This window comes from Collimonas sp. (assembly GCF_044339385.1).
In the GTDB taxonomy this organism is placed as follows: Bacteria; Pseudomonadota; Gammaproteobacteria; order Burkholderiales; family Burkholderiaceae_D; genus Collimonas.
In genome coordinates this window covers 1-11,518 of sequence record NZ_JBIIVN010000077.1, presented here as the reverse complement: position 1 = coordinate 11,518, position 11,518 = coordinate 1, and the positions used below count along the sequence as shown (strand labels likewise).

At 56.2% G+C, this 11,518-nt stretch carries 6 protein-coding genes; 5 read left to right on the top strand and 1 reads right to left on the bottom strand.

From position 1 onward, the window contains the following. Positions 1–117: 117 nt before the first annotated feature. The 5 genes from ACIQ0R_RS07345 (at position 118) to ACIQ0R_RS07325 (ending at position 9,817) form a co-directional block, all read left to right on the top strand. On the top strand, positions 118–1,248 hold the full coding sequence (locus ACIQ0R_RS07345; protein WP_395825623.1) for a diguanylate cyclase domain-containing protein: 1,131 nt from the start codon (positions 118–120) through the stop codon (positions 1,246–1,248). Between the two features lie 53 nt (positions 1,249–1,301). Further along, positions 1,302–2,282, top strand: a complete 981-nt coding sequence (locus tag ACIQ0R_RS07340; RefSeq protein WP_395825620.1) for a putative bifunctional diguanylate cyclase/phosphodiesterase — start codon at positions 1,302–1,304, stop codon at positions 2,280–2,282. Between the two features lie 100 nt (positions 2,283–2,382). After that, a complete protein-coding gene (gene fumC, locus ACIQ0R_RS07335) occupies positions 2,383–3,774 on the top strand; it encodes a class II fumarate hydratase (RefSeq protein ID WP_395825617.1) in 1,392 nt (463 codons plus the stop codon). 211 nt (positions 3,775–3,985) lie between these two features. Then, the gene (locus ACIQ0R_RS07330) at positions 3,986–5,788 is read left to right on the top strand and encodes an autotransporter assembly complex family protein (RefSeq protein WP_395825614.1); all 1,803 of its coding nucleotides are present in this window, start codon (positions 3,986–3,988) and stop codon (positions 5,786–5,788) included. 27 nt (positions 5,789–5,815) lie between these two features. Continuing rightward, complete coding sequence (locus tag ACIQ0R_RS07325) at positions 5,816–9,817, top strand: translocation/assembly module TamB domain-containing protein (RefSeq protein WP_395825610.1); 4,002 nt, start codon at positions 5,816–5,818, stop codon at positions 9,815–9,817. 155 nt (positions 9,818–9,972) lie between these two features. Here ACIQ0R_RS07325 and ACIQ0R_RS07320 read toward each other — a convergent pair whose 3' ends face one another. After that, the gene (locus ACIQ0R_RS07320; RefSeq protein ID WP_395825607.1) at positions 9,973–11,361 is read right to left on the bottom strand and encodes an MFS transporter; all 1,389 of its coding nucleotides are present in this window, start codon (positions 11,359–11,361) and stop codon (positions 9,973–9,975) included. Positions 11,362–11,518: the final 157 nt, after the last annotated feature.

Here is an 11,518-nt window from a genome sequence, read left to right as displayed (position 1 = left end):
CGTGTACATCTGTTTTGGTATCTTCTTCATTGCTGGTCTTTCCAAAGGATCGTTGATTTTACGTTACCTATGGAAGACTAAATTTCGGGGGAAGCTCACGATGACCGCCGTCGCGCTTTGATAGGTTATACCAGTGCCGCGGTCTGGGCGGATGCTTTTGTCAACAGTGTCTTGGCCAAGGACGGTGCCCAGGCACGCGATGATTTTTATCTTCGGGTGTATGCGAGCGGTAGGTCGGAGGAGGCCAGCTTGGTTTATCGCCAGGGTAACCCTGTTGCCCGCTCCGAGTTGTTCAATTGGCTACCTTCGTGGTTACTTTACGACGCGCCGCAAGATATGTCGCAGAGCTTTGAGCTTGCCGGTAAATCCTGGTTTGTCGATGCCTCAGCGCCGCCAAGTATTTTTACGAAGAAGAATGCCGGATCGATATTGGTGCTTATACTGGGCAGCTTGCTTAGTTTTATTGGTGCCGCTTATTTACATTTCCTGTCGACCCGTTCCAAGCGCATCGAGCAACTTGTCGACGCTCGAACGCAGCAAGTCCGACTGGCGACGCAAATGATGAAAGAAGATATCGTCGCGCGCAAACGCGCCGAGGACGCGTTGCAGTTGCGCGAGCGCGCCATCGAATCGAGCGCCCATGCCATTATCATTTCCAGCGCCAAACTGCCGGATCATCTTGTCGAATATGTGAATCCCGCTTTCGAACGCATCACCGGCTACACATCGTCTGAAATAATCGGGCGCAATCTGGAGTTATTGCATGGCGATGATCATGAACAGCTCGGATTGGAAGAGATTCGTGCTGCATTGCGAGAGCAACGCAGCGCTAACGCGGTGTTCCGCAGCTATCGCAAAGATGGTACCATGTTCTGGAACGATCTTTATGTGGCACCGGTGAAGGATAGTTCGGGCCGTGTAAGCCATTTCGTGACAGCGTTGTACGACATCACCGAGATGAAAAGCTACGAGGCCGAACTGGAGCATCAGGCGCAGCATGACACGCTGACCGGGCTGGCCAACCGCAATGTGCTTAGCGACCGCTTGAGTCAGGCAATTGTCTACGGCGAGTTATACGGACACCGCGTTTGGGTAGTCTTCGTCGACCTGGATCGCTTCAAGTTCGTCAACGACACGCTGGGGCACAATGCTGGCGATCAATTGCTCAAAGAGGTGGCGTTGCGCCTCAAGGCTTTTGCTCGTGAAGCCGATACGATTGCGCGCTTGGGGGTGACGAATTCATTCTGATCCTGCCGGAGCGACTGGATGAGGAGCTGAGCGCTGGCCTGATTTAGGGCGTGATGGACTCGATCGCCCAGCCGCTGCAAATCGAGGGCTATGATTTCTTTCTGAGTTGCAGCATTGGCGTTGCGGTTTATCCCAACGATGGCGCCGATCCCGAAAGCCTGCTCAAGCATGCCGATATCGCGATGTATCGCGCCAAGGAAATGGGCAACAACAACTACCAGTTCTATACCGCAGCGATGAATGAACGGGCGCTGGAGCGGTTGCGCATCGAAGGCGATTTGCGCAATGCCCTGGAACGTCGGGAATTGCTGTTGTACTACCAGCCGCAGGTCGATTTGCGCACCGGGCGCGTGGTAGGCATGGAGGCCCTGATTCGCTGGAAGCATCCGCAACTGGGCATGATCTCACCGACGCGCTTCATCAACCTGGCTGAGGAGACCGGCCTGATTGCCCAGATCGGCGCCTGGGTGATGCATACCGCTTGCGAGCAGAATAAGGCGTGGCAGCGCATGGGGCTGGGCTATCTGCGCATGTCGGTCAATTTGTCGACCCGTCAGTTCTTTCAGCAGAATCTGGTGCAGTCAGTGGCGCAGGTGCTTGAAGAAACCGGGATGGCACCGCACTACCTGGAAATCGAGTTAACCGAGAGCCTTGTGATGACCGATGTCGAACTGGCGGTCGGTATTCTCAATGATTTGAAATCGATCGGCGTGCAGTTGTCGATTGACGATTTCGGCACCGGCTATTCAAGCCTGGCGTATCTGAAAAGCTTCCCGATCGATGCGCTGAAGATCGATCAATCGTTTGTGCGGGATATTACTGTCGATCAGGATGATGCGGCAATCGTGGCATCAATTATCTCGCTGGCGCATAACCTGCGCCTGCAAGTGATCGCTGAGGGCGTCGAGACGCAGGAACAGCTGTCTTATCTGCAGCGGCACCGTTGCGATGAAATGCAAGGATTTTACTTCAGCGAACCGGTTGCGGCTTCGGCTATCGAAGACCTCTTGCGCGCCGGAAAAGTATTACTATAGGTTAGTTAAGCCATGCGCTTCGATTTTTTTCCGACGCGCAGCAAGCCAGTATGCGTCGGTCTTGGGCCGATAAAATCCCCGTTATTTGATGGAGCATGACATGACCACTACCAGAACAGAGCGCGACACTTTTGGCAAAATCGACGTGCCGGATGACCGGTTATGGGGTGCGCAGACACAGCGTAGCCTGCATCACTTCCATATCTCTAGCGAACGCCTGCCGAATGAACTGATCGTGGCGCTGGCAGCGGTCAAGCAGGCTTGTGCGCAGGTCAATCAGGATCTGGGCAAGCTGCCAAAAACTCAGGCAGATGCGATCATCCTGGCGGCGCAGGAAGTGGTCGCTGGAAAACATCCTCAGGAATTCCCGTTGTCGGTCTGGCAGACCGGTTCCGGTACCCAAAGCAACATGAACATGAACGAGGTGTTGGCCAACCGAGCCTCTGAGCTGCTGGGTGGCGTGCGCGGTGAATCCAGGCTGGTACACCCCAACGATGCGGTGAACATGAGCCAGTCTTCGAACGATATTTTCCCGACCGCGATGCACGTGGCAGCGGCGTTGGGATGCGCCAACGTGCTGCTGCCGTCTTTGCGCAAGTTGCGAGCGACGCTGCATAAGAAGTCGGTCGACTTCGACGATATCGTCAAGATTGGACGCACTCATCTACAGGACGCCACGCCGCTGACTCTGGGCCAGGAATTCTCAGGCTATGTCGCGCAGCTTGACCTGGCTGAAAAAATCATCGTGGCGGCGCTGGAGCTATTGTATGAGCTAGCCGCCGGTGGCACGGCAGTCGGCACCGGACTCAATGCACCAAAGGATTTCGGCATTCGTGTGGCAGCACAATTGGCCAAGACAGAAGGCTTGCCGTTCCGTAGCGCCGACAATAAATTCGCTGCGCTGGCCTCGCACGATGCGTTGGTCGCCGCCCACGGTGCCTTGAAGACGCTGGCTGCGGCATTAATGAAAATTGCCAACGATGTGCGCTGGCTGGCGTCCGGGCCGCGCTCGGGACTGGGCGAAATCAGCATTCCGGAAAACGAACCAGGCAGCTCGATCATGCCTGGCAAGGTCAACCCGACTCAGTGCGAAGCGCTTACCATGCTGTGTTGTCAGGTGTTTGGCAACGATGTTGCAATCAACTTCGGCGGCGCCTCCGGCAATTTCGAACTGAATGTGTTTAAACCACTGATCGCTCATAATTTTTTGCAGAGTGTGCGCTTGCTGGCAGACGGTATGGCCAGCTTTGAAGAACATTGCGTCGATGGCATCGCTGCCAATCGCGATCGCATCGCCGAGCTGATGGAGCGCTCGCTGATGTTGGTGACAGCGCTTGCACCGCATATCGGCTACGACCGTGCCGCGCAGATCGCCAAGCATGCCCACCATCATGGCAGCACCCTCAAGCAAGCGGCGCTGGAGCTTGGCTATGTCACCGAGCAGCAATTCAGCGACTGGGTACAACCGGCAAAAATGACTTATCCAGCGTAGCCATTGCTACCGCGGACGGCTTGGCCGCCGCGGTTTCCTAGTCTGTCAAAGCCAGCGCCGGGAGCGATTGGCAACGTTAGTTTTTTAATTCAAATTAATGTTTGCTAAAATTACATCCCGTCAATGTAATTTAGTCCTTACCCATGCTTCTATCGAGTTTCTTGAGGGAACTTCAAATTTCTGTTGCACCACTCCGCACAGGTTGCTGCCCATGCTGATGCGTCTGCGTGCCGCAGCAGCCTGGTGGGTGCCATCCCGTTCCGATGGGTTGTTAGGCTTGCTGGTGCTGGCGGCGTTGATTGCCGCGCCGGCAGCAACTGCGGCATATCGGGTTGAAATAGAGGCGCCGTCAGATCTCAAGCGCATTTTGGAAGAGCATCTGGATTTGTCGCGCTACAAGGATCGCGTGGACCTCAGTGATGATCAGCTTAAATTCCTGATCGACACGGTGGGTGACCAGATAACGCAGTTGTCCTCGACCGAAGGCTATTTTTCGACCACTACCAGCGTTACTGTGGAGACCGGCGAACTCAAGACTATCCATCTCAAAGTCGACACTCATCAGCGCACCATGGTCTCGCAGGCGGTCATCGACGTGACTGGCAGTGCTGCCACAGATAGCCCGGAACGGGTCGGCCAGATCAAGGAGAATTGGGGATTGCCGGCAGGGCAGCCGTTTCGTCAGGCAGACTGGCCCAAGGCCAAGGATGACGGCTTGCAGGCTTTGCAAAAGCGGCGCTATCCGGCGGCCAAGATCTCCAGCTCGGAAGCCCGCATCACGCCTGAGGACAATGATGCCGCACTGGCGGTGGAATACGACAGCGGGCCAGGTTTTACGCTTGGGCCTTTGCATATCACCGGTACCAAACGGTATCCGGCCAGCATTATCGAGAATGTCAATCCGCTGTTTGTTGGCGAGGAGTACAGCGTTGACCGCCTGCTATTACTGCAGCGACAGATCCAGAATACGTCTTACTTCGGCAATGTGATCGTCAGCATCAATGATGATCCGGCACACGCCAGCGAAACGCCGGTGAATGTTCAGGTCAGCGAGTTTCCGGCGCAACGGCTGCGTGCCGGGCTTGGTTATGCGACGGATACCGGGGCTCAGGTGCAGGGCCGTTATACCAACTACAACTTGTTTGGCAAAGCCTGGGTGTTCGATGCCCAGACCAAGATAGAACAGCGTCGCCAGTATGACTCACTGGATTTGTCGATGCCGCCGGATACCCGAAGTTTTGTCAACGGCATCAACGGCTCATATGACCGCACTACCTTGCAGGGCGTCGATTTGCGCAGCCTCAAGGTCGGTCTCAAGCGCGCGCGTTCGCTGGAAAACTACGATACCGCACTGACTCTGGATTATTACCGGGACAAGTTGCAGCAAACCGATGGTGCTACGCTACCTCCGAATACTGTGGTTCAGCCGGGACAGCATCAGGCTCTGGTACCCGGATTCGCCTGGGCGCGGCGCGCCGTCGACGATTCGATCTTTCCGCGCAGCGGCCACATCTTTTCGATACAAACCGGCTTCGCTTTGAAGGGATTGCTGACCGATCAGACATTCTTCCGTGCCGACGGCCGCTACAAATATTTTTTCCCGATTGGTAAACGCGATGTAGTCATCTTGCGCACCGAACTCGGCGGCGTGTTTACCAGCGGTTCCAGCGCTGCGTTGCCGGCATCCCTGTTGTTCCGTGCAGGTGGTAACGAGTCGATCCGCGGTTATAGCTACGACAGCATCGGCAACTCCCAGAGCGGCACCGTCTACCCGACCAAATATCTGGCTACCGGCAGCGCCGAGTATCAACATTGGGTTACCCAGCAGTGGGGCGGGGCATTGTTCTACGACATCGGCACCGCCACCGACAGTTGGGTAAACAAGGAGATCAAGGTTGGCACTGGTGCTGGGATACGTTATCGCAGCCCGGTCGGCACCGTCAATCTGGACCTTGCTTACGGCATACAAGCCAAGCAGTTCCGGCCGCATATTTCGCTCGGCATCGCCTTTTGATTTACTCACATTTTCAAGACTGAACGAATGACCCAAGCGCCCGTTCCATCGCCACAACCAGAAAGCCCGCCAACTGCCACCCGCAGACGTGACTGGCTACGCCTTTGTGTCGGCTTGGCCTGTTCCATGCTTGCGCTGGTGGTGGTGCTGTCGGCGGTTTTGTTTTTCGGTGTGCGTTCCGAGGCCGGCACGCGTGTCTTGTGGCAGTTCGCCACCTGGGTCATGCATGGCAACCTGTCCGGCCAGGTCGTTGGCGGCACGCTGGCCGATGGGATGCAGTTACGCCAACTGGTGTATCGCGACGCAACCCAGGAATATGCGATTGACCGGATTGACAGCCGCTGGCATGTAAGCATGTCGCCTCTGAAATTGCGAGTGGCCTATCTGCATGTCGGCAAAGTCGAAGCTCGCCTGCAACCTACGCCGCCGACGCCAACCGTGCTACCGGCAAGTCTCAGGCTGCCATTGCAACTGGAGCTCAATGACATTTCATTGGCCCAGTTGGTGTTGCATGAGGGCTTGAGTACGACCGAGTTGAGCCATCTGCTATTGCGCGGGGAGTCCGATGGCCTCCAGCACAATCTGCTGCTGGAGCGGCTCGATACGCCATACGGCAGGGCGAGTGCTCGGCTCAGCCTGAATGGGTTGCGTCCGTTCGCGCTTAGTGGTGGGATTGAACTGGGCGGAGAATACCAGCAGGAGAAATATCAGGTTGATGCACGTTTGTCCGGCACGCTTGAGTTGCTCGATATCGATTTGAATGCGTACGGCGACAAGTTGGCTGGCACTGCCAGAATTGCGGCGACGCCGTTTGCGCCGCTTCCGTTTCAGAGCATTTTGTTGCAGGCTGCGCACGTTAATCCAAAACTGTTCAGCCGTGGCGCACCTCAGGCTGATTTGAGCTTGCAGGTGGAGTTGAAGCCGCTTGTAGCGCAAGCACTTGCGGGCGATTCCAATCCGCTTGCGCCGCCGGCCGATTTGTCAACCCTTGCAGTCAGCGGACCGGTTCGCATCACCAATGCGATGGTCGGAGCGCTAGACCAGGATCGTTTGCCGCTGCTCAGCGCCAGCGCCGATGTCACGCTAGATGCAAAGACGCAGCAGATATCGCGACTGCAAATAAAGTTGTTGAAAGATGCACTCATCAGCGGCGAGGGAATCTACCATAGTGACGGCAAGGATAAAGATAGTGGCGATTTCGGCTTCGCCGTCGTTGGCTTGGATCTGCATGCGTTGCACGGTAAGTTGAAATCCTCGCAATTACGAGGGGCGGTCAACCTTAAGCTGACACCGCAGAACCAGCAGATTGCGCTGGACCTGGCTGATGCAACTTACAAAGCCAAACTCGAAGCCGTGCTCGATGCCAAGCAGATCACGCTGAAAAGTGCGCAACTGGCGGCAGGCGCGACGCGCGTTGATGCCAGTGGCACTCTCGGCCGCGATGGACAAATGCCTTATGTCTTGAAAGGCAGTTTGCGCGCATTTGATCCATTCTTGTGGATCGACAATAGCGCACCATCTGGCAAGTCCGAGACAAAGACGCACACGGCTACGGCGAATATCAATATGGATCTCGATGCCAGCGGCAATCTGGCGCAGGAACTGAGCATCAAGCTCAAGTTCGCAATTCACGACAGCCGCTATGATGAATTGCCGATGAGCGGTAGCGGTCAGTTGAGTCTGGCCGGTAAACGCTTGCTGCCGAGCGATATCTCGCTGTCGGTGGCGGGTAATGCGGTGCGCGCCACTGGCAGTTTTGGTGCCGCCGGCGATCGCTTGCAACTGAAGATCGAGGCGCCGCAATTGCAGCGTCTGGGATTTGGTTTATCCGGAGCCTTGCATGTTGATGGACAGGCCAGCGGCAGCTTGCAGCGACCTAATGTGCAAGCGACCTACCGTGCTGAAAAACTGGCGTTTGGCGAGCATCGAGTCGATAGTCTGGCAGGCAACGCCGATGTCCAGGCCGATATCGACGCCAAGCTCAACTCCGGTAGCAATCGCCTGGCGCTTACTATCGATGGCCACGGTTTGCATAGCGGTGACGATGTCGCGCTGGATAAACTGAACTTGAATTTGTCGGGCACCTATGGCGCGCATGTATTGAAGCTGGAAAGTTCTGGCAATCTGCGCGGCAAACCCTTGCACCTGACGATGGCGGCGCAAGGCCAGCTTACGCAAGGTAAGAGTGGTTACGGCTGGCAGGGCCAGTTGCGCCAATTGCAGAGCCAGGGTACGCCGCGCATCAGCCTCGATGCGCCTTTGTCGATCAGTGCCGAAGCAGGGCACCTGGTGGTGGGCGCAACGCGTTTGAGCGTGGCCGATGCGAAGATCGACTTGAAAAATTTTAACTACGATAATGGCAAGATACGTTCGGCAGGAGAGATAAATGGACTTCATGTCGGCACCATATTGAATCTGGCGCATGAGTTTGGCGTTTCAGAGCTGCCGCTGAAGACAGATCTGGTCTTGGATAGCAGTTGGGATTTCACCTTGGCCGACAGCATCAGCGGCTTCTTGCAGGTTGCCCGGCGTAGCGGTGATTTGCGTTTCAACCCGGGCCGCGGCGATATCAGCCTTGGCTTGTCCGAATTTAAGTTGCGCGCCGATCTGCAATCTAATCATATCAAGCTGGATAGCCGGATTGCTGCGGCCCGAGTTGGCTCTCTGACAGCCCAGTTACAGCTTGCGATGCAGAGTAATGGCGGCGTCTGGACTGTCAGCGACAGTTCTGCATTGAGCGGTAGCGTCAAATTGCAGGTGCCGCAGTTGAAATCACTGGCGGCGTTGCTGGGGCCGCAGGTTGCGCTGGATGGCAGCATTGGCATGGATTTAAGTCTGGCCGGGGAACTTGGCAAGCCGAAAGTGTCCGGAACTGTCAGCGGCGACCAAATGGCGTTGACCCTGTTCGACCAGGGTATCAAATTGAAGGATGGTATTGCCCGCTTGAAGATTGCCGATAACGTGGTCGATTTGCAGCAGATGGAGTTCCACGGCGGTGAAGGCACCATACGTGCGAACGGGCGCTTGCAACTGGGGCCTGATAATCCCGATCTGACTGCCAATGTCATCGCCGACCGCCTGCAACTGTTTGCCAGTCCCGATCGACAACTGATGCTGTCGGGCCAAGCCAAGATTGCTAATGTCAAGGATCAACTTCATGTTGATGGCAAGTTTAAGGTGGACAAGGCTTTGTTTGATTTGCCGAAGAGCAGCGCACCGGTGCTGGGCGATGATGTAATTATCGTTCGCAAAGACGTCAAGGTCCGCGCCACACCGCTGACCGAAAAGGAACGCTTGGCCAAGGCAGCGGAGAAGCCGGCAGGCGGCGCTACTCCGGTGATGAACGTAGAGGTTGATTTCGGCAACGATTTCCGCTTCCGCGGCAGCGGTGCCGATCTGTTGCTGAGTGGCGCTATGCAGGTGCGTAGCGAGCCTTATCAACCGTTGCACGCCACCGGCACGATCTCGGTCGCAAGCGGCAGTTATGAGGTGTTCGGCCGCAAGCTGGCGATTGAACGCGGACTGATCAATTTCCAGGGGGCGATCGACAATCCGAATATTTATATTCTGGCCATGAAGCGTAATCAGGATGTTGAAGCCGGCGCGGAGATAACCGGTACGCCGTCCAATTTGCGGGTCAAGCTGGTATCGGAGCCGAGCGTGTCGGATGAGGAAAAACTATCCTGGCTGATGTTCGGCCATGGCAGCGATAGTTCTGCCTTGGGGCAACGGCAGGCAGCCGGACAGGCGCTGGCGTTGCTGGGCAACCTGGGCGGCAAGAAGATCGCGCAAGGCATCGGTTTTGACGAGTTCTCGATTGGATCGAGCGAGTCTGGTATCGAAAACGAGCAGGTCGTCAGCCTGGGCAGGGCAATTACCGAAAAAATCAATCTTGGCTACGAGCAAAGCCTGAACAGCGCCGCCAGCATCCTGCGACTTACCTGGCAATTTTCGCGCCGCTGGTCGATGGTCATGCGCGGCGGTACGATCAATGGATTGGATGTCGTGTATAACCTGCGGTTTGATTGACGCTCACGCCTCCACAAATATCTCGAAGTAGGCGGGCAAAGACGTGCTCACCCGCAAGCAGCTAAAACCCGATGAGGAGATTGGCAAAGCCCTCGGCGATAAAAATGGTTGCCCAGGGCCATGCGTAGCGACGCAACTACCTCGTCTGTGAGTGACTATCTGCGGCCGGATAGCTCCGCGCCCGCATCCGGTTGTAATTTCAATGCAAAAGGCAGTGATGCCAATGCAATCAAACCTATCAGCAGAAACGCTGGCCAGAAGTCGGCACTAACAATTGTCGCATGGCCCTGCACTTGATTCGATACCTGTAAGGCAAAGCCGCCAACGGTCACGCCCAGGCCGATCGCTAACTGCTGCGCGACGCTGGTCAGACTGGTCGCCTGGCTCATTTGACGCTGATCGATCTCGGCATAGGCAATCGCGTTAAGGCTGGTGAATTGCATGGAGCGCACGCAGCCGCCGAGCAGCAACATCAGGATCACGACCAGATGCGGTGTATCGACCTGCAGCATGCCAAATGCCGCCATCGATAAGGTTCCCAACAGCGTGTTGTAGACCAGCACATTACGGAACCCGAAGCGCTTGAGCGCCACGGTAGTCATGGTTTTGACAAAGATGGCACCGGCCGCTGACGCGCAGGTCAGCAAGCCGGACTGGAATGGCGTCAGGCCGAAGCCCAGCTGGAACAGCAGCGGTAGCAGGAACGGCAAGGCGCCAACGCCGATCCGGAACAGTGAACCGCCGAACACATTCATGCGTAGCGTGGGAATTTTCAGCAGACGCAAATTGATCAGGGGATGCGGCGTGCGCAACGCATGCCAGACATAAGCCAGCAAACTGATCGTCCCGATTATCACGCATATCATCGAGATATCAACCGCCACCAGATGACGGCCGGCGCTAGCCAGGCCGAACATCAGGGTCGAGCAGCCGACAGCCGATAGCAGGAAGCCGGCCAGTTCGAGCGGCACGGTATCGTCGCTGCGCAGGTTTTCGATGAAGCGTGTGGCCAGATAGATGCCGAGGATGCTGATCGGGACGTTGATGAAGAAAATCCAGCGCCAGTGGAAATAGGTGGTGGTGAAGCCACCCAGAGGTGGCCCGATCACCGGCCCCAGCAAGGCTGGAATGGTCAGATAGCTGAGCGCACGCACCAGTTCAGCCTTGGAGGTGGTGCGCAAGATGACTAACCGGGCGACCAGCACCATCATGGCACCGCCGACTCCCTGCAAGAAGCGGGCGGCGACAAATTCGGCCAGCGTATTCGAAACACCGCACAGGATCGAGCCGAGCATGAACACGCCGATGGCGCTGCGGAACACGGTACGGGCGCCAAAGCGGTCAGTCATCCAGCCGCTGATTGGAATGAATACCGCCAGGCTGACCAGATAAGAGGTCATTGCCAGCTTCAGGGCAATCGGGCTTTCACCCATATCCTGAGCCATCATTGGCAGCGAGGTGGCGATGACGGTGGAGTCCATGTTTTCCATGAACAGCGCACACGCGACAATCAGTGGTGTAAGGAAGACGCGGGATATGGCCATGTAGGATCGGTGGAGAGCGCCAGGTCCTGCCTGTTTGAGCTTCCCCCGAAATTTAGTCTTCCATAGGTAACGTAAAATCAACGATCCTTTGGAAAGACCAGCAATGAAGAAGATACCAAAACAGATGTACACGGCGGAGTTCAAGGAGCTAGCCGTG

Bases quoted from the DNA above. Each gene is read 5' to 3' on its own strand.
- ACIQ0R_RS07330 (WP_395825614.1), top strand. From the start codon at position 3,986: ATGCTGATGCGTCTGCGTGCCGCAGCAGCCTGGTGGGTGCCATCCCGT.
- ACIQ0R_RS07320 (WP_395825607.1), bottom strand. From the start codon at position 11,361: ATGGCCATATCCCGCGTCTTCCTTACACCACTGATTGTCGCGTGTGCG.
- ACIQ0R_RS07325 (WP_395825610.1), top strand. From the start codon at position 5,816: ATGACCCAAGCGCCCGTTCCATCGCCACAACCAGAAAGCCCGCCAACT.
- fumC (WP_395825617.1), top strand. From the start codon at position 2,383: ATGACCACTACCAGAACAGAGCGCGACACTTTTGGCAAAATCGACGTG.
- ACIQ0R_RS07340 (WP_395825620.1), top strand. From the start codon at position 1,302: ATGGACTCGATCGCCCAGCCGCTGCAAATCGAGGGCTATGATTTCTTT.